The sequence below is a fragment of the Cupriavidus respiraculi genome, from assembly GCF_914271545.1.
Taxonomy (GTDB): Bacteria; Pseudomonadota; Gammaproteobacteria; order Burkholderiales; family Burkholderiaceae; genus Cupriavidus; species Cupriavidus respiraculi.
Genome location: NZ_CAJZAH010000001.1, coordinates 316,677 through 339,481, shown reverse-complemented (window position 1 = coordinate 339,481; position 22,805 = coordinate 316,677). Strand labels below are relative to the sequence as shown.

The window sequence follows — 22,805 nt, the reverse complement described above, 5'->3', positions numbered from 1 at the left end:
GAAAGTGGCCGCGGGCGGGTGTGTACGGGATGCCGGCATCCCGGCATCCCGCCATCGTTCAGGACGCGCTGGCCCAGACCAGTGCCACGCCGGCCCCCACGCCGGCGGGGATGCCGATGCGTTCGATGATGCCGGCCGGCGGGCCGCCGATCACCTCGACCGGTACGGTGCAGCAGTCGAGCAGCTGGTTCGTCAGCGAATGTTCGACCGCGCGCACCAGCGCGCTCTTGCGCGCGGTACCGATCAGCACGCGATCGCAACGCAGCCGCCGCGCGGCCTCGGCGATGCACTGCGCCTTGTCCCCGACCTCGCGATGCGCGACATACGGCATGCCTGCCTGGTCCAGCAGCCGCCGGGCCTCGGCGAGCTCCTCGTCCGCGCGCTCGCGCTGGAATTCGGCGCGCACCTGGCGGCCGACATGGCGCGCGACGTAGTGCGAGAACGGCGGCTGCACGTTGAGCAGATGTACCCGCTGCGCGTCGCCGCGCTGGAACTCGTCGACGGCGTGCCGCACCGCCAGCAGGGCGCTGGGCGAGCCGTCGCAGGGCAGAAGGAGCGTTGCCATGCCGGTTTCTCCAGGAAAATGGCTGTCGACCACCACGGCCGCCGCAGGCTATGCGGCGGCAGGACATGCATGCAATCTAGGGCCATGCACGTTCCGCGAAAAGCAGATTGTTCGGATACCATTATCAGAAAAAACCGAACAGACGCCGGAAACGGCCGGCTGACACGACAAGACGACAGCGAGAAGACGCACGCCATGAACTACAAGCATCTGCACTACTTCTTCCAGGTGGCCAAGCTCGGTGGCGTGCTGCGCGCCAGCGAACGCCTGCACGTGGCCCCGCAGACGATCAGCGGCCAGATCCAGTCGTTCGAGGACGCGCTGGGGGTGGCGCTGTTCGAGAAAAGCGGGCGCAATCTGGCGCTCACGGACGCGGGCCGCATGGTGCTCGGCTACGCCGAGGCGATCTTCTCGATCGGCGCCGAGCTGGAGGAGGCCGTGCGGGAACACCCGCGCCGCGGCAAGCTGCTGGAATTTCGCGTCGGCGTGGCGGACGCGGTGCCCAAGACCATCGCCTGCCGGCTGATCGAGCCCGCCTCGCAACTGCCCGAGCCGGTCCGCATCGTCTGCCGGGAGTGGAAGCTGGATATGCTGCTCGGCGAGCTGGCGCTGCACCGGTTGGACCTGGTCATTGCCGACGCGCCGATTCCCTCCGACGTCAGCGTGTCGGCCTTCAACCACCGCCTGGGCAGCTGCGGCGTGAGTTTCTTCGCGGCACCGGCGCTGCTCGACACGTACGGCGGACGATTTCCCGCCTGCCTCGACGGTGCGCCGATGGTCATGCCGGCGCAGGAATCGGCCGTCGGCAAGCGCCTGCGCAACTGGCTGCAGGCGCATGCGCTGCATCCCCGCGTCGTTGCCGAATGCGACGACAGCGCGCTGGCCAAGGAGCTCGGCCGGCGCGGCCTGGGCATCTTCGTCGGCCCCACGGTGCTGGAGCGGGACATCGAGAAGCAGAACGGCGTGCGCGCGCTCGGCGCCACGCCGGACGTGGAGGAGGAGTTCTTCGCGATCTCGGTGGAGCGCCGCATCACGCATCCTTGCGTGACCGCGATCACCGAGGCGGCGCGCAAGGAACTGTTTGGCGCCTCCCTGCGGCGGCGCCCAAGGCGGACCGCCGCCTGAACGCGTTTCCGAGCTAGGCCGCCCCGTTCGCGACCCGCCCCTGCGGCAAGACCGCGGGCGCCGACCGGTACTGGCGCAGCAGCGCCTCGCGCCGCCCGGCCGCCTTGCGCATCGCGGCTTCCTTGATGTGGCCGTAGCCGCGGATGTCGTCGGGCAGGCTCGCCAGCTCGATCGCCAGCGGCAGCCGTGCGGCGGTCAGCGTGCCGGCGAATTCATCCAGCAGCGCGAAATAGTCCTCGACCAGCTGCCGCTCGGCACGACGCTCCTCGGTCCGGCCAAACGGATCGAGGCGGGTGCCGCGCAGCCGCCTGCACTTCGCGAGCAGCCTGAACAGCAGCATGGTGTTGGGGCCGAACCGCTTCTTTCTGGGCTGCCCTTCGCCCTGCCCGCCGAGGCTGGGCGGCGCCAGCCAGAAGTGCAGCTGGTAGTCCCGCCCGGGCTCGCCTTCGAACTGTGCGCGCAGCTTGTCGGTGAACGCGGGGTCGGCATAGAGCCGGGCCACCTCGTACTCGTCCTTGTACGCCATCAGTTTCGCCAGATTCTTCGCCACGGCTTCGGTCAGCGGGCGCTTGCGGTCCGGGCCGAGCCTGTCCTCCAGCGTGCGCACCCGGGCGACCGCATCGGCATAGCGCCGTGCATAGGCTGCGTCCTGGTAGCCGGTCAGCAGCTCTTCCCGGCGGCGGATGATGCCGTCCAGCGTCTGGGGCATGGCGACGATCGTGGCTTTTCCGCCAGGTGCGCCCACCATGGAACGCACCGCGTCCTCGCCATGGTGAACGAGCGCGCGCCCCCAGTGGAACGCCCGCTTGTTGCGTTCGACCGCCACCGCGTTCAGCTCGATGGCGCGCATCAGGCTGTCCAGCGACAGCGGAACCCAGCCTTGCTGCCAGGCATAACCCAGCAGCAGCGGGTTGGCGTAGATGGCATCGCCGAGCAGCGTCACGGCCCACGCGTTGGCGTCGATGAACGCGCAGCGCTCGCCGACGCCGGCGCGGATGTCGTTCTCGGCGGATGCGCCGGGGAACGTCCATTTGGGGTTCGCGAGGAATTCCGCCGTTGGCGTGCTGGCGCTGTTGATCGCGGCCGCGGTACGGCCGCACTGCACCTTGGACAGCGCCTCAGCCGAGGCCGACACGATCGCATCGCAGCCGATGACGAGCCTGGCCTCCCCGGTCGCGATGCGGGTGGCGTGCAGGTCGTCCGGCGTGGGGGCGATCTGCACGTGGCTGAGCACCGCTCCGCCCTTCTGCGCGAGCCCCGCCATGTCCAGCACCGTGACGCCCTTGCGTTCGAGATGAGCGGCCATGCCGAGCAGTCCGCCGATGGTCACGACGCCCGTGCCGCCAATGCCGGTGACCAGAATCCCGTACGTGCCTTCCAGCGCGATGGTCTGCGGCAACGGGATCTCTGCCACGCCGCCCCCGCCGGACGAATCGGCCGCCGCCGCGGGCTTGCGCAGTTGCGCGCCCTCGGCCGTCACGAAGCTCGGGCAGAAGCCGTTCACGCACGAGAAGTCCTTGTTGCAGGACGACTGGTTGATCGCGCGCTTGGTGCCCAGCGGCGTCTCCAGCGGCTCGACCGACAGGCAGTTGGACTTCACCGAACAATCGCCGCAGCCTTCGCACACGGCGTCATTGATAAAGGCACGACGTGCCGGATCGGGATACTTGCCCTGCTTGCGCCGGCGCCGCTTTTCGGTGGCGCAGGTCTGGTCGTAAACCAGGATGGTGACCCCTTCGACGGTGCGCAGGCGCTTCTGTACCTCGTCCAGCGCGTCGCGGTGATACACCGTGACGCCCGGCGCCAGCCCGTCCTGCTTGCCGTACTTGTCCGGCTCGTCGGTCACGATGACGATCTCGCGCACGCCTTCGGCGCGGACCTGATGCGTGATCTGCGGCACGGTCAGCACGCCGTCCACGGGCTGGCCGCCCGTCATGGCCACCGCATCGTTGAAGAGGATCTTGTAGGTGATATTGACGCTGGCCGCGACCGCCGCACGGATGGCGAGCAGGCCCGAGTGGAAATAGGTGCCGTCACCGAGGTTGACGAACACATGCTGCTCGTCGGTGAACGGCGTCTGGCCGATCCAGGCCACCCCTTCCCCGCCCATCTGGCTGAACGTATCGGTATTGCGGTCCATCCACATGGCCATGTAGTGGCAGCCGATGCCGGCCAATGCCCGCGATCCTTCCGGCACCCGCGTCGACGTGTTGTGCGGGCAGCCCGAGCAGAACCACGGCTTGCGCTCCACGGCCACGCGCGGCCTGGCGAGCTCGCGCTCCTTCGCCTGGATCAGCGCAACGCGCGCAGCGATGCGCGCGCGCACGTCGTCCGGCAGCGTGAAGGTCTCCAGCCGCCGGGCGATCGCCTTGGCGATCAGCGCCGGCGAAAGCTCATAGTGGGCGGGCAGCAGCCACTGGCCCTGCGGAACCGACCATTCGCCGCCCTGGTTGCCCCGCTCGTCGAACTTGCCGAAGATGCGGGGCCGCACGTCCTCGCGCCAGTTGTAGAGCTCTTCCTTGAGCGCGTATTCGAGGATCTGGCGCTTTTCCTCGACGACGAGGATTTCCTCCAGCCCGGTGGCGAACTCCCGTGCATCCTGGGCGTCCAGCGGCCAGACGCAGCCGACCTTGAACAGCCGCAGGCCGATGCTCCTGCAAGTGTCGTCGTCAAGCCCCAGGTCCAGCAGCGCCTGCCGCACGTCGAGGTACGCCTTGCCGGCCGCCATGATGCCGAAGCGGGCCTTGTCCGAATCCAGCACGATGCGGTTGAGCTTGTTGGCCCGCACGTAGGCCAGGGCCGCGTAGAACTTGTGGTCCAGCAGCCGGGCTTCCTGCGCCAGCGGCGAGTCGGGCCAGCGGATGTTCAATCCCTCGGGCGGCATCGCGAAGTCTTCGGGCAGGCGCACTTGTACCCGCTCCGGGTCGATCTCCACCGAGGAGGTGGATTCCACGATGTCGGTGACGCACTTCATGGCGACCCACAGGCCGGAGTACCGGCTCATCGCCCACCCATGCAGGCCGTAGTCGAGATATTCCTGGACAGTGGACGGGTACAGCACCGGGATGCCTGCGGCGAGCAGCACGTGCTCGGACTGGTGCGCCACGGACGAGGACTTCGCGGCATGGTCGTCGCCCGCCAGCACCAGTACGCCGCCATGCGCGGCGGAGCCCGCCGCGTTGCCGTGCTTGAGCACGTCCATCGAGCGATCCACGCCGGGCCCTTTGCCGTACCACATCGAGAACACGCCGTCGCGTGTGGCCTTGGGAAACAGGTTCACCTGCTGCGTGCCCCAGACCGCGGTAGCGGCCAGGTCCTCGTTGACGCCGGGCTGAAACACCACGTCGCTGGCCGCCAGATGCGATTTGGCTTTCCACAGCGCCATGTCGAGCGCCCCCAGCGGCGATCCGCGATAGCCCGACACGAAGCCCGCCGTGTTCAAACCCGCAGCCTCGTCGCGCGCCTTCTGCAGCAGCGGCAGCCGCACCAGGGCCTGGGTGCCGCTCATGTACACGCGGCCCTTCGGCAGGCTGTACTTGTCGTCGATACTGGTGGACGCCAGCACATCGGCAAGGGCCTGCCGGGATTCTGGGGTAAGCGGACTGTTCACGGGGAGTCTCCTGGCCGTGCGGCTTCTCGTAGGGATCGGCCCAGTGTAGAGAGCGTGCCCCGTATCGTAAAATCACACTTTCGGACAACAGGTATCCGTTTTACACATAGCCATGGCCACCAGTGACAAGCGGTCCCCAGGCAGACGCAAGTCCGGTGTCGAAGGCGTCTTCCCGGCAGCAAAGGAAATCACGCTGCGCCAGATGCGCTACTTCCGCTCAGCCGCCGCGACGGGGCAGTTCTCCATGGCGGCGACGGAAGAACACGTCTCGCAGTCCGCGATCACCAATGCCGTGATGGCGCTCGAGCAACTGCTGGGCGTCAGGCTGTTCGACCGGCTGCCGCACGGCGTTGCGCTGACGGCGGAGGGCAATCACCTGTATCAGCACGTCACGCGCATCCTGGAGTCGGTGGACGATGCCCTGCGGCAGCCCCGCGTGCGGCTCGATACGCTGGAAGGCACCGTGAAGATCGCGGCGAGCTATACCGTGCTGGGCTACTTCCTGCCCGGCCTGCTGGCGCGCTTTCGCAACAGCTATCCCCATATCGAGCTGGCGCTGCACGACCTCACGCGGCCCGAGGTGGAGGCGCGCGTGCTGTCCGGCGACATCGAGCTCGGCATCGTGCTGCTGTCCAACGTCCCCGACCCCGGCAGGTTCGCCCATCGTTCGCTGATCCGCTCCCGGCGGCAGCTGTGGGCCGCGCCCGGCCATCCGCTGCTCGAAGGCGGCGCGCCCACGCTCAAGCAGATCGCCCGCTATCCCTACATCCTGCTGACCGTGGACGAGGGCGAGGAATCGACGATGCGCTACTGGCAGGCAAAGCGGCTGGCGCCCGATATCGCGTTCCGCACCACTTCCATGGAGGCGCTGCGCGGGCTGGTCGCGCACGGCTTCGGCGTGACCGTGCTGTCGGACATGGTGTTCCGACCGTGGTCGCTCGAAGGCAAGGAGATCGAGGCGCGGCCGCTGGCCATACCCGCCCCGGACATGGAAGTCGGCATCCTGTGGAAGAAAGGCGGAGAGCTGTCGCCGTCGGCGACGGCGCTGCGGGACTTCCTGATCTACGCGTGCAGCCGCTAGGCGGCTAGCTGTCCGGACTCAGCGCACTGCAAAGGCAGCGTCGCGCCTTGCGCGGGCAACGCGGCGAATCGCCCGCGAGGAACGGATCTTGCGGCGATATGGCCGGCTGGCCAGATCGCCGCCAGTTTGCCGACCCGCGGCGGGACCTTGCGCCCGGATGGCGGGTCGAACCTTCCCGATTGCCTGCCCGAGGAGCCGCTTTTGCAATGGATTACCGAACACAGCGCACTGATCTCCGCGCTGACGGGGTTCGGCACCCTGCTCGTCTGGATCGTCTACCTGCACGTATTCGTCAGCAGCTACCGCCGCCAGCTCGGGGCGACGCTGCTCATCACCCGCGGCCCCGGAGACGGGCTGGCGGCGCGCTGCTTCCTGACCAACATGAGCGCCGGACCGGTGTACGTGCTGAGCGTCATCATTACGCTCGAAACGCCGAAGGGCACGCTGATCCGGCCCGCCACCGAAATGCACGAGAGCGATGAGCCGGGCTCGTCCCGCCCGCTGGAGCGCACGCGGCAGGGTCCGCTCCAGCCCGCCGCCATCCGTGACATCGGGTCTTTCAGGCATCTGGTGGACGCGGCGCTGCGCGAAGGCGATGCGCGTCTCGACGAGGTGGAGGCAGTGACGATCGCGGTGCTCGGCGTCTATGGCTCCGAGGACTTGCCGGTGGGCGCACGCCGCCGCTTCTTGCTATCCCGTGAAGGCGCGGGGGTGCGCGTGCACAGCGCTACGATCGATACCGCGCAGATTCGCCGGCGAGGCGAGCGCCGCAAGCTGTTGGCGGACCTGCAGCGCGATCAGTAGGCGGGCTGGCGCGCATTCCCGCATGGCGGCCGTCGCCGGGTTCATTCGGCCATATCGGCCCCGCGCGCCAGCCGCGCAGTCTGTTCCACGCTGCGCCGCCGCACCAGCGGATCGGCATGGCGATGCGCCAACCGCCATTCGGCGCCTTGCCGCCGATAGACTTGCGTGACGCGCAAGGACCAGTCCTGCGACGGCAGTCCATGAACTTCCCCATGCTGGCGCTCGACGAATACGAGCACGGCGAGATCGCCGCAGACGTAGGTCTTCTCGAGCTCGATCGCGGCATCGCCATGCCGGAAGTCGACAGCCATTTGCGCCAGCCGCTCCGGGCTGCCGTCGAATCCGTGGCTCGCCCGCCCGCCGAACGGCTGCATCAACGTGAAGTCGTCTGCCAGCCGCAGCAGGCGGAACCAGGCCCGCATGCGGCCGGACTGGAACGCCCGCGCCTGGGCGCCGGTGCGCCGGATCAGGGCATCGAGCGGCGCATCGAGCGGCACGCGGGGCCGCATCGCGGTCGATGCTGGGTCCCCGCTGGTCTCGCGTTCGAGGGGGGTGAACTTGCGACGGATGGCTGGCATCGGCATCTCCTGTTCGTCGGCTACGCTGGCCCGGTGGATTCCGGCGCCATGCCGGCATGCCGCGATTCTGCGCTTTCAGGGTGCTGAAGCCAGCGATATGATTTCAGCAATATGCTGAAGCAAATGGACCTATCCCGGGCCGACCTCAATCTGCTGGTGCTGTTCGAAACCGTGATGGAGGAACGCCACGTCGGGCGCGCGGCCGAAAGGCTCAGCGTCTCACCGTCCGCCGTCAGCCACGGACTGCGTCGGCTGCGCGCGCTGCTCGGCGATCCGCTGTTTCTGCGGACGCCACGCGGGGTCGTGCCGACGGCCCGCGCGGTGGAGCTGGCCGCCCCGATCGGCGATGTCCTCGCCCGCATCCGCGGCGTCATCCAGTGCGCCACGCCCTTCGATCCGGCGCGCACGAGCCGCCGTTTCACCATCGGCGCGCCCGACGCCGCCGCAGCCATCGTGCTGCCGCCATTGCTGGCCACCCTGCGGGACACCGCGCCCGCCATCGACGTCGGCATCCGCCAACTGCTGCCGCGCCACGGCGAGCCGTCCCCGGCGCTGGCCTGGCGCGATGCCCTCGTGGAGCTCGAAGCGCAGGCCATGGACGTCGCGATCATTCCGCACGGCGAGATTCCGGCGCGATTTCTCCGGCACACGCTGTACGAGGAGGACTTCGTGATCGCGCTCAGGCAGGGCCACCCCTGGCTCGCTGCCCCCACCCTGGAGAACTACTGCCGGCTCCCGCATCTCGTCGTCTCGCATGCCGGCGATCCGCACGGATTTGTCGACAACGTGCTCGCGCAGCGCGGCCTGGCGCGGCGCGTGGCGCTGACCGTACCCAACTTCCTGTTCGCGCTCGCGGTGCTCGCGGACAGCGACCTGGCCTGCGCCGTGCCACGCCGCTTCGCGGCGCTGCATGCCCGCAGGTTCGGCATCGCCTGCGCGGAGGCACCGATCGCGCTGGGTCGCTTCGGGATGAATCTGGTCGTGCCCAGGGCGGCCATGATGGACGTCGGTGTGGCCTGGCTCGTTGCCGCACTACGCAGGGCGGCTTAGCGGCCTGCGTGGCCGAACATGGCTTCCCGCACCGGCGCGGCACCGGTTGCGCCGGCATCCGCGCTGCCGCGCTCTGCCGGGCCAGGCCACCATTGCTCGACGCGCGATATGCCGCTACATTGCGCACAAACGCCATGCCATGGCCGGAAACGGCGGTGCCGTCCGACGGACAAAGGAAAGTCACCCATGACCACTGCCGCAGCCGGCCAGCACGCCCCACAACCGCGAGCCATCGGACCGATGGACGTCCGCGACGCCCCCCGCGCGATCGGTGACATCCTCGACCAGCCCCCTGCCCTGGCCACCGACGTGCTGCGCGGCGGTACGCGGCTCACGCAACGCTGGCGGCATGGCGAGTTCCACGCCGCACTGCCGGCCATGACCACGCACGTCATCATGACGTACTACGGTGCCGCACAGGATTCGAGCTGCCGCATCGGCGCGAAGCGGACCAGCGCGCGCACGCGGCCCGGCACGATCACCATCATCCCAGAGGGGCAGGACGGCCGCTGGGACGTGGAGGGGCCGATCGAGGTCTCGCACGTCTACCTGACGGACGAACGGCTGCGCACCGCGGTGGCGGCATTGCACGGACAGGACGAGCCGGTGGAGCTGATCGGACGGATCTGCTTCGACGATCCGGTCGCGGCGCGCATCCTGGAGATCCTGAGCCTGGAAGCGGCGCGCGGCGACAGCAGTTCCTCGCTGTTCGCCGACCAGGCGCTGGACCTGCTGTGCGCCCAGCTCGTGCGCGGCCATTCGGCCCGCTCGGCGCTGCCGGTGCCGGCGCCGCGCAAGGGGCTGGCCGACTGGCAGGTCAAGCGGGTCACCCGCTATATGCAGGAGGCGCTGGACCAGGAGATCCGCCTAGACGACCTGGCCGGTCTGGTGCAGCTGAGCCGCTTTCACTTCTGCACCGCCTTCCGTCTGGCGACCGGCCAGACGCCCCATGAATGGCTGACGGCGCTGCGCATCGGCCATGCGCGCCACCTGCTGGCGACCACCGACCTGCCGGTGACCACCGTCGGACTGGCCGTCGGCTACCAGACTCCGTCCTCCTTCGCCTCCAGTTTCCGCAAGATCACCGGCACCACCCCTACGGCGTTTCGGCGGGCGCTCTAATACGAAGTCCGGTCCGGCGGCGCGTCCCCGCGATGTGGCACGAGCAGTTCCTCCAGCCCGAGCCGACGCAGCATTTCCTCCCGCACCCGGTCCAGCAACGGCAGCACGACCGAGGCGCCATCCTGTGCCGGGTCCGCACAGACCCGGAACGGGCGCTCGCCGGCGGGCGTATCCACGACCATGGCGACCGCGCCGGCCGCGGCCCCGGGGATGTCATCGCGGGGAAGCACGGCGCGGCGCCCGTCGCGGATGCGCTGCGCCAGGTCGCCCGCCTGCCCGTAGCCGTAGACCGCCAGCCGCGCCGTGTCGTCGGGCGCAAGATCGGCATCCAGCGGACTGCCCACCGCGCCGAACGCGCCGGGCATCACGATCGATGTCTCGACACCCCAGCGCGCGACTTCCCGGGCGTACTGGACCGCCATCGCTTCCAGACCCGCCATGAGCGCGCAGTAGACGCCGAGATAAGGCGCCGCGCCGCCGCCGCAGGCGGTGCTGAGCATCCAGACCACCAGCCCGGCGGACCGGCGACGCATATGCGGCAGCGCGGCCCGCATGACGCGCTGCGCGCCCAGCAGGCTGCGATCGTGGACGGCCGCGATCTGGGCGGGCGTGGAGGCCTCCGCCGGCCCGAACAGTCCGGGTTGCGGGTTCTGCACCACCACATCCACGCGTCCTTGCGCGTCCACCACCCGGTCCAGCGCGGACGCCGCCCCGGCATCGGACATGGGGTCCAGATCGACGACGCGGATATTCACGCCATGCTCGCGTGCATAGCGACGAAAGCGGTCCGCCTCGCGCCGGTTCGCGCCTCGGCTGCGATCGATCGCCGCGTAGATGGTGTGGCCCCCGTGGGCCAGAGCGCCCACGGTCAGGCGGCCGAGACCCCGGTGCGCCTCGGTGACGAGAATGATCTTGTGGTCTGGCATGTGTGCGGCCCTGCCGGCGGCCTTGAAGGATGGAAGCCCTTTATAGGCCCGCAGGCGAACCGGTGCCTTCCGCGCGTTGCGGCACTGTCCCGAAGTTGCGGTGTTGCGGTGTGGCGGTGTTGCGGTGTTGCGGTGTTGCGGTGTTGCGGTGTGGCGGTGTTGCGGTGTTGCGGTGTTGCGGTGTTGCGGTGTTGCGGTGTTGCGGTGTTGCGGTGTTGCGGTGTTGCGGTGTTGCGGTGTTGCGGTGTTGCGGTGTTGCGGTGTGGCGGTGTTGCGGTGTTGCGGTGTGGCGGTGTTGCGGTGTTGCCCGGCCCGGTGTCCCCGCTCCCTTCGATTGTTTCCGCAAGATCGGAACACTGTTCCCAATTCGGGAACGGCGATGCCTGCCTCTCGCCCGTACCATTCATCTCAATCCTGCATCGCCGCAGGCAAACCGGAAACAAGGAGAAGCAGACATGAACGCAACCAGCAAGATCGTCATCATCGGCGGCACCGGCCTGATCGGCTCGAAGACCGTCGCCCTGCTGCGCGCCGCCGGCCATGACGTGGTCGCGGCCTCGCCCAGCGGCGGCGTGAACAGCATCACCGGAGAGGGTCTGGACCAGGCGCTGGCCGGGGCGGACGTGGTACTCGATGTCACCAACGCACCGTCCTGGGAAGCCGACGCCGTGCGCGCGTTCTTCGAGACCTCGACGCGCAACCTGCTGGCCGCCGAGGCCCGCGCCAATGTCCCGCACCACGTGGCGCTGTCGATCGTCGGCACCGACCGCATGCCGGACAACGGTTATTTCCGCGCCAAGGTCGCCCAGGAAGCGCTGATCGCGGACGGCCCCGTCCCCTACACCATCGTCCGCGCAACGCAGTTCTTCGAATTCCTGTCCGGCATCGCCGACGCCGGCACGAGCGAGGGCACGGTCCGGCTGTCGGGCGGCTTGTTCCAGCCCATCGCGGCGGACGATGTGGCCGCCGCCCTTGCCGACGTCGCCGTCGGCGCCGCGGTCAACGGCATCGTCGAGATCGCCGGCCCGGAACGCGCGCCGCTGGACGAATTCGTGCGCCGCTACCTGGGCATGACCGGCGACCCGCGTACCGTCGTGCGCGACGCCGATGCGCTCTACTTCGGCGGCCGCGTCGAGGAGTTCTCGCTCGTGCCGCTGGCCGGCGCCCGCCAGGGCAGCACCGACCTCGCCCAATGGGTACAGCGCGCCAAGGCCTCGGCCTGAGCGCCAGGATGCAACGACCGACCAGACCCCTGCCCTTGCCGGAGATTCCGATGAAAAAGCTGCTCGCCTCTCTGTTGTTCGCCGCCCTGCCCTGGCAGGCCGCCTCGGCCCAGACCCACGACCACACCGTCGGGGTCAAGGTCACCATGGTCTATCAGCAGGAGATTCCCAATATCCCCGGCAAAAGCCTGAAGGGCGTGCTGGTGGAATACGAGCCGGGCGGCGTCAATGCCTCGCACACCCACGCGAAATCCGCCCTGATCTACGCGACCGTGCTGGAAGGCGCGGTGCTCAACCAGCTCAACGGCGGGCCGGTGCGCACGTTCACCAAGGGGCAGAACTTCACCGAGATGCCGGGGGACCGGCACGATATCAGCGCCAACGCCAGCAAGACGGAGCCGGCCAAGCTGCTCGCGGTGTTCGTGGTGGATACCGACGACAAGGAACTGACCACGCCGCTGAAGCGATGAGCGGAGGCGGTGCGCCGTAATCCGACGTCACAATTGCAACACTTCGCGGCGCCCATATTACGGCGCCGCGCCCTACATTGCGGCCATGTTCAACGGTGTCTCAGGGGGACGACCATGAAACGGATTCTCGCAACGGTGGCGCTCGGTGGTGCAATGCTTGCGGCCAGCGCGGCAGCGCATGCCGGCGTGCATGTCGATGTGGGCATTGGCGTGCCGGGCGTGGTGGTGGCGCCGGCGCCGGTCTACCACCGGCCGGTTCCCGTGTACGCGCCCCAGCCGGTCTATGCACCGCCGCCGGTCGCCTATGTGCCGGCGCCAGTGGTGGTACGCCCCGCACCGGTACGCTACGGCCCGCCCTACGGCCATGCCCGCGGCTGGCGCGAGCGCCAGTGGGAGCATCGCCACGACCATCACCGCTGGCACTGAGCCAGGCCGATCCCGGGAGGCCGGCCACCGGCCGGCCCCGCGAGCCGGTCAGCCTTGCACGAATTCCAGCAGGGCCGCGTTGACGATGTCGGCATGCGTGGTGCACAGGCCGTGCGGCAAGCCCTCGTAGACCTTCAGCGTGCCCCGCTTGAGCAGCTTCACCGACAGCAGCGCCGAGTCCGCGATCGGCACGATCTGGTCGTCGTCGCCATGCATCACCAGCGTCGGCACCTCGATCGCCTGCAGGTCCGCGGTGAAGTCAGTCTCGGAAAATGCCTTGATGCCGTGGTAGTGCGCATTGGCCCCGCCCATCATGCCCTGCCGCCACCAGTTGCGGATGACGCCGTCCTGCGCCTGCGCGCCCGGCCGGTTGTAGCCATAAAAGGGACCGCTGGCCACGTCGAGGTAGAACTGGGCGCGATTGGCAGCCAGCTGCTGCCGGAAGCCGTCGAACACCTCCACCGGCAGTCCGCCCGGATTGTCGGGCGTCTTTACCATCAGCGGCGGCACCGCCCCGATCAGCACGAGCTTGGCCACGCGGCCCTTGCCATGGCGGGCGACATAGCGGGTCGCCTCCCCGCCGCCGGTCGAATGGCCGATATGGATCGCATCCCGCAGGTCCAGATGCTCGACCATCGCCGCCACGTCGGCGGCATAGTGGTCCATGTCGTGGCCGCTCGCCGCCTGGCTCGAGCGACCGTGGCCGCGCCGGTCATGGGCGATGACGCGATAGCCCCTGGCCAGGAAGAACAGCATCTGCGCGTCCCAATCGTCGCCGCTCAGCGGCCACCCGTGGTGGAAGACGATCGGCTGCCCTTCCCCCCAATCCTTGTAGAAGATCTCGGTGCCATCCTTGGTAGCGATCATGCCCATGGTATTGCTCCTTTCGGCTTGCTGGCTTTATCCCCGGCTTTGGAAAAAGCACGAGCGAGCCGCGGAGCCGACGGTGCCCCGGGCAACACGGCGGCACGCCGGCAACCAATGGGCGAAGCGGATCGAACGGAGAACTCGGGCTGGAATCGATCGGGTCGACGCTATCCCCCAGTCGCCCGATCTGGTGTGACTGCAGGTTAGTCACTGGGCGGCGCGGGGGCAAGGACCCGTTCGGCCTGTACCATCCTTGTCCGGCAACACCGGAGATTGCGCGGACCGGCCGCGACAACGCACTCACCACGGACACGCATCGTGCTGCTGAAAACCACTGCCCTGTTCTTCGCCACGGCGCTCGCCGAGATCGTCGGCTGCTTCCTGCCCTACCTGTGGCTGCGCAAGGGCGCTTCGGCCTGGCTGCTGCTGCCGGCCGCGGCCAGCCTGGCGCTGTTCGTCTGGCTGTTGTCGCTGCATCCGGCCGCCAGCGGCCGCGTCTATGCCGCCTACGGCGGCGTCTATGTCTTTACCGCGCTGGTGTGGCTGCGCCTGGTGGACGGCGTGAAGCTCTCCGTGTGGGACTGGACTGGCGCCGCCATCGCGCTTCTCGGCATGGCGGTCATCGTGATGGGCTGGCGGGTGCAGGCGTGAGGGCCTTGACGCCTTGCCCCGCTAACCGGCGCCGGCTGGCCGCTCCGAAGTCGCAAGCCAACAAACAAGAAATCGTTACGGTTGACCGAATAAAGTCTTAATTTTCCTTTATATGGGTCGGCCCTATAATCGCGCCAACCCAAGGAGACTTCTGCCGTGTTCGCTGCCCGAAACGCCCTTCGCCGCCGTACCCTGATCGCGCTTGCCGCGCTGTGCGCCCTGCCCGCCGCGGCCATGGCGGCCGACAAGTACCCCTCCAAGCCCATCCGTCTGGTGGTGGCCTTCGCGGCCGGCGGGGCCAACGACACCATCGCCCGCATCCTGGGCAAGGAACTGCAGCAGAGCATGGGCCAGGCGGTGGTCGTGGAGAACCGCGGCGGCGCCGGCGGCCTGATCGGTTCGGATATCGTGGCCAAGGCGCCGCCCGATGGCTACACGCTGCTGCTGGGCAGCGCCGGCGCGCAGACCGTGCTGCCCGCGCTGACCCGCAAGATGCCGTACGACCCGCGCACCGGCCTGGCGCCGGTCTCGCTGGTTGCCGAGGCGGCCAACGTGCTGCTGATCCGCAATGGCCTGCCCTTCAACAACGTGAAGGAGCTGATCGCCGCGGCCAAGGCGAAGCCGGACGGCTATACCTATGCGTCGTCCGGCAATGGCACCACGCTGCACGTCTCCGGCGCGCTGATGGAGAAGCTGGCGGGCGTCGATCTGCTGCACATTCCGTACAAGGGCAATGGCCCGGCCATGAACGATCTGTACGCCGGCAACGTCGACATGGTGTTCGCCTCGGTGCCGGTCGCCATGGCGGCGCTGAAGACGGGCAAGGCCAAGATCCTGGCCGTCACCACCAAGAAGCGCGTGCCCTCCCTGCCCAACGTGCCGACCATGGCCGAGGCTGGCGTGGCCGGCTACGACTTCTCGAGCTGGTACGGCATGTTCACCACCGGCGGCACCGATCCGGCGGTGCTCGACCAGCTCGCCCGCGAGATCAAGAAGGCGCTGGCCAAGCCGGAACTGGTGGAAGCGTTCGCGCAGCAGGGCGTGGAACCCGAGAGCAGCACGCCGGCGCAGTTCAAGGCCCGCGTGAACGAGGAACTGCTGCGCTGGGACCGCGACATCAAGTCGATGAAGATCACGGCCGAATGATCGTGCCGCGGGGCTGCAACGGCCCCATGGATGGTCCGGACAGCCCCCGCCAGTGCGGGGGCTTTTTTGTTGGGGCCGGCTGGCGGGCCGGCTACCAGTAGGACATCACCAGCAGGCCGACGATGACGATGGCCACGCACACCCAGATCGCCGGCTTGGCGATCAGGTGCCCGCCGCGCGTGGAGGCGCGTGCCGACTCGGCGGTGGTGCCGTATTCCTCGTTCTTGGACATGGGGGCTGACTCACGGGGTGTAGATGCCCGCCTTCACGCAGGGATCGTGCCGACCGCCACGCGCCGCTGCCGGGGCGCCGTTGCCGGTTTCGCATGCACGCCTGACAACGGCATGCAGGGTTGACAACGGGCGTGGCGCCGCGGCGCCCTGCCTCAGCGCTGGCTGGCCGAGCGCATGAAGCCGCTGGACATCTCCTGCGCGAGCCGGTCCACCGCTTCGATCTCGGCTTCCGTCAGCTCCTCGGCACAAGGCGTCGGGCCCCAGTCCCCGCACATCAGCGCGACGCACCGGTTGCGTACCTTGACCGGCACCAGCAGCACCGAGCGCGCATCGGGCAGCGTCTCGCGATACCAGCGCGGCACGCGTTGCGCCACCTGCGGCTCGAAGGTGTCGGCGAAGTACAGCGGCTCCTGCGCGATGCTGGCGAAGTGGAAGATGTCGGGCACGAAGCTTTCTTCGAACGCCAGCGCATCGAGCTTGTCGCGCATGCCTTCGCCGAAGCCCAGCCGGGCGCCGAAGCGCTTGGCCGCGGGATTGAGCAGCATCAGGAAGCAGCGCGAGAAATTGAGCGCGCGCATCGCGGATTCGAGCACCAGCGGCGCGAGCTGCGCCACCGACGCATCCGGCCCTTCGCGCCGCACTTCGACCAGCGCCTGGTTCAGCCGGCTCACCGCGTCGGAGGGCTTGCCGACGTCCTGGCGCGGCTGCGCGCTGGGCGCCTGGTCCGGCTCGGCCGCACGGGCCGACGGTGGGTTCGCCAGGGACGCGTTCAGCGAGGTCGCCTGCCGGATCGCACCTTCCACATCCGCCGCCTCCAGCCCCAGCTTCACCGCATGGGACATCAGCGCTTCCTGGATCGCCTCCTCGGGCTCGCCGCGCAGCACGGAGGCCGCCGCCTGCGACGACATCCAGCCCATCGCGCCCAGCCAGTCGGCATGCGTCTCCAGCTCCGCGTCGTCGGTGGGACGGGTGCGCGTCATGGACTTGGCGATCAACGCCGGCAGACGCCACTTGACCGCGGCGGCCGCGCCCACCTCTTCCAGCGAGATGCCGAACACCTCCTTGCAGGCCTGCCCCTCCTCCATTCCCTGGCCGTCGCGCAGCGCCTCCACGCGCTCCCACTCCTGCGGGAAATAGAAGATCAGCAGCAGGCGGCTGATATGGTGCATCAGCGTGCAGACGACGGCTTCCTCGCCATCATTGATGCCGCGGGCGTTGTTCAGCGCCCGGGTGATTTCGCCCGCCATCATGGCCTGCTGCAGCGCCTGGGCGGCCTCGGGCCGCTTGGGCGCGGTGCCATGGAAATAGTCCAGCAGCTGCACGCCCAGGGTCAGATGGCTGATGGCATCCACGCCGAGGACCAGGATGGCGCGCGACACCGTGGTGACTTCGCCGCCAAAGGAGCGGTACATCGCGGAATTGGCCAGCCGGATCACCTTTTGCGACAGGCTGAAATCCGACAGCACGCTGGTGGCCATCTCGCCGACGCTCAGGTCGCCGTTGAGGGTCTTCGAAATATTGTCGATGGAGTACTGCAGGGTGGGGAAATCGCCCTGCTGCGCCATCCGGTTCCACAGGGTTTCGAGAAACGCCTTGCTGGACATCGTTGCCTTCACTTCGTAAACACGTCCGCGGAGCTGATCACGTGCCGGCCTTCGCGCACGGCTTCCTCGAACTGTGCCGGGCTCATGGCCCTGGCATAGCGCCAGCCCTGGACCAGGTCGCAGCCCTGCGCCATCAGCAGATCGCGCTGCGCGTCGGTCTCCACGCCCTCGGCGATCGCCACCAGGCCCAGTTCGCGCGCCAGCGACAGCACCGCCGAGACGATGGTGCGCGCATGCGGCGACTCGACCATGTCCGACACGAAGCTGCGGTCGATCTTCAGCGCGGACAGCGGGAAACGGCGCAGGTAGGCCAGGCTCGAATACCCGGTGCCGAAGTCGTCCACCGCGAAGCGGATGCCCAGCGCGCGCAGCTCGACCAGCACCGCCTCGGCGGTCTTCGGGTCGGTCATCAGCACGCCCTCGGTGATCTCCAGCACGAGGCGGTGGGCGCTGATGCCTGCGTCCTCGATGGCCCGGCGCACGCTGTCCGCAAAGCCCGGATGCTGGAACTGGACCGGCGAGACGTTGACCGAGATATGCCCGACCTGGAAGCCGGAGGCGTCCCACAGCGCGAGCTGTGCGCACGCGCAGCGCAGCGCCCACGCGCCCAGATGCTTGATCAGCCCGTTGCCCTCGGCGGCCGGGATGAACTTGTCCGGGGCGATCATGCCGTTGGGGCTCTCCCAGCGCATCAGCGCCTCGGCGGCGCACACCTCGCCGCTGCCGGGCCACACGATGGGCTGGTAATACAGTACGAATTCACCGTTCTGCACGGCCTCGAACATGCTCTGCTCGATGCGGAACTGCTCGTTCAGGCGGTGGTCGAGCTGCGGGGAATAGACGTGGAAGCGGTTCTTGCCCTGGGCCTTCGCTTCGTACATGGCAAGGTCGGCCCGGCGCAGCAGCTGCGACTCGGATTCCTCGGTGCCGGTGGCGAACGCGAGCCCCACGCTGGTGGTCACGCGCACCTGGCAGCCGGCCAGGTGAAACGGCTGGCGGCAGACATGGATGATGCGGTCGAGCACGCCAACCGCATCCTCTTCCGACGTCACGCCATCGAGCAGCAGCACGAATTCGTCGCCGCCCAGGCGCGCGACCATGTTGCTGGACCGCATCGTGCCCTCTAGCCGGACGGCGAGCTCCTTGAGCAGCGCATCGCCGAACTCGTGGCCCAGCGAGTCGTTGACCTTCTTGAAGCCGTCCAGGTCCATCAGCGCCACCGCGAGCGGCGGCTGCCCGGCCAGTCCGGCGGCAAGGCGCTCACCGATGCGCATGCGGATATACGCGCGGTTGCCGATGCCGGTCAGCGGATCGCGGAATGACTGGGCCACCAGCCGCTGCTCGCTCTCGATCCATTGGGTCACGTCGTGACCGAACACCAGCACGCAGGGCGTACCGTCGTCCGTGACATGCGGGGACATGCGTACATCGATCCAGCGGCTGCCGACCATGCCGCAGGCGAAGCGGATGCGCTCGTGACTGCTTTCGCCCTTGTGCGCGCAGGACTGCAACAGCGCGGCGGTGCGCTCTCTCTCCTCGAACGAGACGATGTCCTGCATCGAGGAGCGCAGCAGATATTCCAGCGGATAAGCCAGCAGCGCGGCCGAGGCCTGCGTGGCTTGCAGAATGTTCCCCGTCGCGCCCACCTGCATTGCAAGCGCGCCCGACGCTTCCAGCAGCGCCCATGCCTGCCGCGCCGAAGGCAGGTCGGCCGCTACGGCCGGCCATTCGGCGGTTTCGTTGGCAAGAACGGCGTCATATGTGAACGAGGTCATGTAACAACCACCGTCGGGCCATGGGGCAATGGCTCGCCGGCGCGCAATCAGAAAGTCCGTGAAAAGCCGATACGACCCTGGTCTTTTTTTCCCATCCCGGGGGATAGATATGCCGGTCGATCGGGCTAACGAGGGAACGATTCTAATATGCCGGGCAACCGCTATGTCGGTCAGCCGCTTTGTCGCATCGGACCCACACTTTTCACCCCACCCTGAAGTGGGGGTCAAGTTTTCCGGTCGCCTGCCGATAAGGGATGCCGCGCTCCCTGAAAATCGCCGACCCGCTCGCCTGACGCATCCCTGACGCGCTCATGGTTTTCGATGGCGGCCAGCAGCGCGTCCATCCGGGCCCGGAATTCGCCCGTGCGATCCGCGGCCCACAGGCGATCGAATTCCTCGACGGCAGACCGGTATTGTTCTGCGCTAAGCATTGTCGTTGCGCCTATCCACGCACGATGACCGATCCCGCCCAGCGCTTCGTGCCGGGCGGCCCGTTGCGCGCTCAGAAGTTGTAGACCAGGGCCACGGCGCCGAATGGATTCGTCTTCCTCGCCGTCAGCGGGCTGCTGCGCGCGTCGCCCATCACCGTCAGCACGCCGACGGTGGTCAGCGTGCTCCAGTTCTGGTCGAGGCGATATGCCCATGTGGCAAACACCGAGGCCGACTTGAATCCCGCGGAGGCGGAATAGGCGGGCAATCCCGCCTCGCTGCGCGCGGCCTGCGACGGCGTGACACCATACCAGGTCTGCATGTAGTCGTCATTGGCCCATTGCGTGTTCGCGCCGATCCGCACGGCATGCTTCGCGCTGGTGAAGGCGGTATAGGTCGCGCGCAGTTCCAGCGTGCCGCCATAGCCGCCCTTGGCCGCCTGGCGATATGCCGCGCCCAGCGAATATTTCCCCGGCGTCCATTCGATATACGCGCCGTAGGCCGCGTGAAAGTCGATATTGTCCAGGCCGCGCGTGCGGTCCGCGTCGTCGGCATCCCGGCCACGGCCCAGTCCGATGAAGATGCCGGCATCCAGATTCGACGCCAGCGTCGTTTTCAGACCCATGGCGGGAAGACCGCCGCGCGGGCTGATGAAAAAGGGGCCGGCGTGGTAATTGACGACCGGGCTCGGCAGCGCCTTGTATTCGCTCGCGCCTTCGTAGACCGGCACCGCGCCGACACCGAGGCCCACGAAATTTCCGCTCTGCGCAAAGGCCGGATGGATTGCCAAAAAGGCTGCGGCTGCCAGTGCCGCTCTTGCTAATATGCCGAGGTACATCGGGACTTCCTTTATTGTTGGAAACGCTGTGGACAATGGCCGCTCCGGAGAGCGCGTGCATTGTGCGCAGCGATTTTTAATTAATCTTTAAGGTGTTCCCTCGGGTACCGCTGAATGGTGCAGGAATGGTTCGCGCAATGGCCGCGCAATGGCCACGCATCAACCGCGAACCGGAATCGAATCGTACGGAAATGGGATTGGAGCAGCCTTGCGGATATTGCTGGTAGAAGACGACCCGATGCTGGGCGACGCACTCCATACGGCCCTGGCGCAGGAGGGAACTCACGTGGAGTGGGTACGCGACATGATGCAGGCGCGCCTTGCCCTGGTCGACCACGGCTACCAGGCCGTCCTGCTGGACCTCGGCTTGCCCGATGGCAGCGGCCTTGCCCTGCTCAGGCATCTGCGCACCAGCTACGATGCGACGCCGGTGGTGATCATCACCGCGCGCGACCGCCTCAGCGACCGCGTGCAGGGCCTGGACGCCGGCGCCGACGACTACCTGGTCAAGCCGTTCCAGTCCGACGAACTGCTCGCCAGGCTGCGCGCCGTGATCCGCCGCAGCAGCAACAGCGTGGTGTCCGTCCTGCGCTGTCGCGACGTGGTGCTGGACCCCGCGCGGCGGGTGGTCAACCGCGCGGGCAGCGAAGTGAGCCTGAGTACCAACGAATACCGCACGCTGCTGGCGCTGATGCAGCGCGTGGGGCAGATCGTCAATCGCGATCAGCTCGAGGTCGCGGTCTACGGCAGCAGCGGCACCATCGAGAGCAATACCGTTGCCGTCTTCATCCATCAGTTGCGGCGCAAGCTCGGCGACGAGCTGATCGAGACGGTGCACGGCATGGGCTACCGCATCGAGATGGATGGCAGCCGATGAAGACCATGCGCAAACAGGTCGCGATGGCGCTGCTGCTGACCATGCTCATGTCCTGGGCCACGGCGTTCGCGATCCGCTACAACGAGATCCGCCGCGCCGAAACGGGCCTGCTCGACACGATGATGCGCGACAGTGCGCGCCAGGCCCTGCTGTCCGTTCCCACCAGCCTGTTGCACTCGCGGATTTCCCCGGATGACGAGCACTTCGAACTGCCCGACGCGGATGCGCCCCGCTTCGAAAAGATCTTCCAGTTCTGGTCCCTGCAAGACCGCCGCTTGCTGCTGAGCTCGCCCGGTACGCTCGACGAGCCGCTGGTCGGCGATTTCAGCGAGGGCTTCCACGACATCCGGCTCGATGGAAAGACGTGGCGCGTCTATGCGCTGTCGGACCGGGATGGCCGGATCCAGGTGCAGTTCGCCAAATCCCATCAGCAGCTGAACGACGATGCGGTGGCCAGAATGCGCACGGGCCTGGAATTCCAGACCATTCTTTTCGTCATTCTCACCGGCGTGACGTGGTGGGTGATACGGCGTGCCTTCCGACCCGTCGAGCAGGCGCGCGAATCCATCCTGAGCCGCTCGGACATGGACCTGACACCGCTGCCCCGCGCGGGCATGCCCGGTGAACTCCAGCCGTTCATCAGCGCCATCAACCACCTGCTCAGGCGCCTTGCCGCCTCGCTCGAGCGCGAGCGGCAGTTTCTCGCCGACGCCGCTCACGAACTGCGCACCCCGCTGTCGGCGATGAGCACCTACGCCGAGGTCGCCGCCACCGGGGGCAGCCCCCCGGTGCGCCAGCAGGCCGTGGAGAAGCTGCGCGACGTCGCGGCGCGCACCGCGCGCCTGGTGGAGCAGTTGCTGGACCACGCACGCGTGCAGCGCCTGGACGAGAGGCAGGCCCAGCCGGTGGAATTGGGGCCGCTGGTGGAAATGATCGTGCGGGACAGCGAGGCGCTGGCCGCGCGCAAGCGCCAGCGCATCAGCCTGAACGTGCAGCCTGCGTCGGTGAGCGGCGAGGTCGATGCGCTGGGTGTACTGCTGCGCAACCTGCTGGACAACGCGCTGCGCTACACCGCCGCGGGCGGCCGCATCGCGGTGGCATGCGGCACGCTGCCGGACGGCAAGGTCCGCCTGAGCGTGAAGGACAATGGCCCCGGCATAGCGCCGGCCGAGCGGGAGCGGGTATTCGACCGCTTTTACCGCATCCCGGGCACGCCCGAAAACGGCAGCGGGATCGGTCTGGCGCTGGTCGCCCACATCGCCGCGAGCCATGGGGCGCGGCTGGACTGGGGCCCTGGCCTCGATGGCGCCGGCGTAGGCGTTACCGTGACATTCTGACGCCCCCGGCCCAGGGGCGCGCCTTGGCGCAGCCCCCGCTTTCCTGGAATCGCGCAATCCCGTCGCAT

22 protein-coding genes are annotated in these 22,805 nt (G+C 68.1%); 12 read left to right on the top strand and 10 right to left on the bottom strand.

What is annotated here, in order from left to right:
* Window positions 1-58: 58 nt before the first annotated feature.
* The gene (locus LDO27_RS01450; protein WP_224039209.1) at window positions 59-565 is read right to left on the bottom strand and encodes a universal stress protein; all 507 of its coding nucleotides are present in this window, start codon (window positions 563-565) and stop codon (window positions 59-61) included.
* 195 nt (window positions 566-760) lie between these two features.
* On the opposite strand from LDO27_RS01450, the gene nhaR reads away from it, so the two are divergent.
* Entirely contained in the window at window positions 761-1,690 is a 930-nt protein-coding gene (gene nhaR, locus LDO27_RS01445) for a transcriptional activator NhaR (RefSeq protein ID WP_224039207.1), read from the top strand.
* A 13-nt stretch (window positions 1,691-1,703) separates the two neighbouring features.
* On the opposite strand, the gene LDO27_RS01440 is transcribed toward nhaR, so the two are convergent.
* Window positions 1,704-5,300 carry an indolepyruvate ferredoxin oxidoreductase family protein gene (locus LDO27_RS01440; protein WP_224039205.1) on the bottom strand — a complete coding sequence of 1,199 codons (3,597 nt, stop codon included), beginning with the start codon at window positions 5,298-5,300 and terminating at the stop codon, window positions 1,704-1,706.
* A 202-nt stretch (window positions 5,301-5,502) separates the two neighbouring features.
* Here LDO27_RS01440 and LDO27_RS01435 point away from each other — a divergent pair, with 202 nt between their 5' ends.
* Complete coding sequence (locus LDO27_RS01435; protein ID WP_224040755.1) at window positions 5,503-6,381, top strand: LysR substrate-binding domain-containing protein; 879 nt, start codon at window positions 5,503-5,505, stop codon at window positions 6,379-6,381.
* A 201-nt stretch (window positions 6,382-6,582) separates the two neighbouring features.
* Window positions 6,583-7,185 carry a hypothetical protein gene (locus tag LDO27_RS01430; RefSeq protein ID WP_224039204.1) on the top strand — a complete coding sequence of 201 codons (603 nt, stop codon included), beginning with the start codon at window positions 6,583-6,585 and terminating at the stop codon, window positions 7,183-7,185.
* Window positions 7,186-7,226: 41 nt separating this feature from the next.
* Here the strand turns inward: LDO27_RS01430 and LDO27_RS01425 are convergent, their stop codons facing one another.
* The gene (locus LDO27_RS01425) at window positions 7,227-7,763 is read right to left on the bottom strand and encodes a YybH family protein (protein WP_224039202.1); all 537 of its coding nucleotides are present in this window, start codon (window positions 7,761-7,763) and stop codon (window positions 7,227-7,229) included.
* 111 nt (window positions 7,764-7,874) lie between these two features.
* Here LDO27_RS01425 and LDO27_RS01420 point away from each other — a divergent pair, with 111 nt between their 5' ends.
* On the top strand, window positions 7,875-8,813 hold the full coding sequence (locus tag LDO27_RS01420; protein ID WP_224039200.1) for a LysR family transcriptional regulator: 939 nt from the start codon (window positions 7,875-7,877) through the stop codon (window positions 8,811-8,813).
* 186 nt (window positions 8,814-8,999) lie between these two features.
* On the top strand, window positions 9,000-9,935 hold the full coding sequence (locus LDO27_RS01415; protein ID WP_224039199.1) for a helix-turn-helix domain-containing protein: 936 nt from the start codon (window positions 9,000-9,002) through the stop codon (window positions 9,933-9,935).
* Here LDO27_RS01415 and LDO27_RS01410 read toward each other — a convergent pair.
* Window positions 9,932-10,861, bottom strand: a complete 930-nt coding sequence (locus tag LDO27_RS01410) for an SDR family NAD(P)-dependent oxidoreductase (protein ID WP_224039197.1) — start codon at window positions 10,859-10,861, stop codon at window positions 9,932-9,934. The genes LDO27_RS01415 and LDO27_RS01410 overlap by 4 nt on opposite strands.
* Before the next feature lie 455 nt (window positions 10,862-11,316).
* Between LDO27_RS01410 and LDO27_RS01405 the strand changes: the two genes are divergently transcribed.
* The 3 genes from LDO27_RS01405 to LDO27_RS01395 all read left to right on the top strand — a co-directional run bounded on the left by LDO27_RS01405 (window position 11,317) and on the right by LDO27_RS01395 (window position 12,980).
* Window positions 11,317-12,084: an SDR family oxidoreductase gene (locus LDO27_RS01405; protein WP_224039195.1), complete on the top strand. Its 768-nt coding sequence runs from the start codon at window positions 11,317-11,319 to the stop codon at window positions 12,082-12,084.
* 50 nt (window positions 12,085-12,134) lie between these two features.
* Window positions 12,135-12,554 carry a cupin domain-containing protein gene (locus LDO27_RS01400; protein ID WP_222205711.1) on the top strand — a complete coding sequence of 140 codons (420 nt, stop codon included), beginning with the start codon at window positions 12,135-12,137 and terminating at the stop codon, window positions 12,552-12,554.
* A 114-nt stretch (window positions 12,555-12,668) separates the two neighbouring features.
* Window positions 12,669-12,980, top strand: coding sequence for a hypothetical protein (locus LDO27_RS01395; RefSeq protein ID WP_224039193.1), 312 nt, complete (start codon window positions 12,669-12,671; stop codon window positions 12,978-12,980).
* 48 nt (window positions 12,981-13,028) lie between these two features.
* On the opposite strand, the gene LDO27_RS01390 is transcribed toward LDO27_RS01395, so the two are convergent.
* Window positions 13,029-13,853: an alpha/beta fold hydrolase gene (locus LDO27_RS01390; RefSeq protein WP_224039192.1), complete on the bottom strand. Its 825-nt coding sequence runs from the start codon at window positions 13,851-13,853 to the stop codon at window positions 13,029-13,031.
* A 309-nt stretch (window positions 13,854-14,162) separates the two neighbouring features.
* On the opposite strand from LDO27_RS01390, the gene LDO27_RS01385 reads away from it, so the two are divergent.
* Window positions 14,163-14,498 carry a YnfA family protein gene (locus tag LDO27_RS01385; RefSeq protein WP_377747438.1) on the top strand — a complete coding sequence of 112 codons (336 nt, stop codon included), beginning with the start codon at window positions 14,163-14,165 and terminating at the stop codon, window positions 14,496-14,498.
* A 156-nt stretch (window positions 14,499-14,654) separates the two neighbouring features.
* Window positions 14,655-15,644, top strand: a complete 990-nt coding sequence (locus tag LDO27_RS01380) for a tripartite tricarboxylate transporter substrate binding protein (protein ID WP_224039190.1) — start codon at window positions 14,655-14,657, stop codon at window positions 15,642-15,644.
* Window positions 15,645-15,735: 91 nt separating this feature from the next.
* On the opposite strand, the gene LDO27_RS01375 is transcribed toward LDO27_RS01380, so the two are convergent.
* The 5 genes from LDO27_RS01375 to LDO27_RS01355 all read right to left on the bottom strand — a co-directional run bounded on the left by LDO27_RS01375 (window position 15,736) and on the right by LDO27_RS01355 (window position 20,523).
* Entirely contained in the window at window positions 15,736-15,876 is a 141-nt protein-coding gene (locus LDO27_RS01375; protein WP_224039188.1) for a hypothetical protein, read from the bottom strand.
* 153 nt (window positions 15,877-16,029) lie between these two features.
* Window positions 16,030-17,481 carry an HDOD domain-containing protein gene (locus LDO27_RS01370; RefSeq protein WP_224039187.1) on the bottom strand — a complete coding sequence of 484 codons (1,452 nt, stop codon included), beginning with the start codon at window positions 17,479-17,481 and terminating at the stop codon, window positions 16,030-16,032.
* An 8-nt stretch (window positions 17,482-17,489) separates the two neighbouring features.
* The gene (locus LDO27_RS01365; RefSeq protein ID WP_224039186.1) at window positions 17,490-19,256 is read right to left on the bottom strand and encodes a putative bifunctional diguanylate cyclase/phosphodiesterase; all 1,767 of its coding nucleotides are present in this window, start codon (window positions 19,254-19,256) and stop codon (window positions 17,490-17,492) included.
* Between the two features lie 224 nt (window positions 19,257-19,480).
* A complete protein-coding gene (locus tag LDO27_RS01360) occupies window positions 19,481-19,687 on the bottom strand; it encodes a hypothetical protein (RefSeq protein WP_224039185.1) in 207 nt (68 codons plus the stop codon).
* A gap of 71 nt (window positions 19,688-19,758) precedes the next feature.
* A complete protein-coding gene (locus LDO27_RS01355) occupies window positions 19,759-20,523 on the bottom strand; it encodes a MipA/OmpV family protein (RefSeq protein ID WP_224039184.1) in 765 nt (254 codons plus the stop codon).
* A gap of 208 nt (window positions 20,524-20,731) precedes the next feature.
* Here LDO27_RS01355 and LDO27_RS01350 point away from each other — a divergent pair, with 208 nt between their 5' ends.
* Window positions 20,732-21,400, top strand: a complete 669-nt coding sequence (locus LDO27_RS01350; RefSeq protein ID WP_224039183.1) for a response regulator transcription factor — start codon at window positions 20,732-20,734, stop codon at window positions 21,398-21,400.
* Window positions 21,397-22,737, top strand: a complete 1,341-nt coding sequence (locus tag LDO27_RS01345; RefSeq protein WP_224039182.1) for an ATP-binding protein — start codon at window positions 21,397-21,399, stop codon at window positions 22,735-22,737. Before LDO27_RS01350 ends, LDO27_RS01345 begins: the two co-directional genes overlap by 4 nt.
* Window positions 22,738-22,805 lie beyond the last annotated feature (68 nt).

Bases quoted from the DNA above. Each gene is read 5' to 3' on its own strand.
- LDO27_RS01345 (WP_224039182.1), top strand. From the start codon at position 21,397: ATGAAGACCATGCGCAAACAGGTCGCGATGGCGCTGCTGCTGACCATG.
- LDO27_RS01365 (WP_224039186.1), bottom strand. From the start codon at position 19,256: ATGACCTCGTTCACATATGACGCCGTTCTTGCCAACGAAACCGCCGAA.
- LDO27_RS01435 (WP_224040755.1), top strand. From the start codon at position 5,503: ATGCGCTACTTCCGCTCAGCCGCCGCGACGGGGCAGTTCTCCATGGCG.
- LDO27_RS01375 (WP_224039188.1), bottom strand. From the start codon at position 15,876: ATGTCCAAGAACGAGGAATACGGCACCACCGCCGAGTCGGCACGCGCC.
- LDO27_RS01415 (WP_224039199.1), top strand. From the start codon at position 9,000: ATGACCACTGCCGCAGCCGGCCAGCACGCCCCACAACCGCGAGCCATC.
- LDO27_RS01360 (WP_224039185.1), bottom strand. From the start codon at position 19,687: ATGCTTAGCGCAGAACAATACCGGTCTGCCGTCGAGGAATTCGATCGC.
- LDO27_RS01370 (WP_224039187.1), bottom strand. From the start codon at position 17,481: ATGTCCAGCAAGGCGTTTCTCGAAACCCTGTGGAACCGGATGGCGCAG.
- LDO27_RS01400 (WP_222205711.1), top strand. From the start codon at position 12,135: ATGAAAAAGCTGCTCGCCTCTCTGTTGTTCGCCGCCCTGCCCTGGCAG.
- LDO27_RS01355 (WP_224039184.1), bottom strand. From the start codon at position 20,523: ATGTACCTCGGCATATTAGCAAGAGCGGCACTGGCAGCCGCAGCCTTT.
- LDO27_RS01425 (WP_224039202.1), bottom strand. From the start codon at position 7,763: ATGCCAGCCATCCGTCGCAAGTTCACCCCCCTCGAACGCGAGACCAGC.
- LDO27_RS01390 (WP_224039192.1), bottom strand. From the start codon at position 13,853: ATGGGCATGATCGCTACCAAGGATGGCACCGAGATCTTCTACAAGGAT.
- LDO27_RS01410 (WP_224039197.1), bottom strand. From the start codon at position 10,861: ATGCCAGACCACAAGATCATTCTCGTCACCGAGGCGCACCGGGGTCTC.
- LDO27_RS01420 (WP_224039200.1), top strand. From the start codon at position 7,875: ATGCTGAAGCAAATGGACCTATCCCGGGCCGACCTCAATCTGCTGGTG.
- nhaR (WP_224039207.1), top strand. From the start codon at position 761: ATGAACTACAAGCATCTGCACTACTTCTTCCAGGTGGCCAAGCTCGGT.
- LDO27_RS01450 (WP_224039209.1), bottom strand. From the start codon at position 565: ATGGCAACGCTCCTTCTGCCCTGCGACGGCTCGCCCAGCGCCCTGCTG.
- LDO27_RS01405 (WP_224039195.1), top strand. From the start codon at position 11,317: ATGAACGCAACCAGCAAGATCGTCATCATCGGCGGCACCGGCCTGATC.
- LDO27_RS01395 (WP_224039193.1), top strand. From the start codon at position 12,669: ATGAAACGGATTCTCGCAACGGTGGCGCTCGGTGGTGCAATGCTTGCG.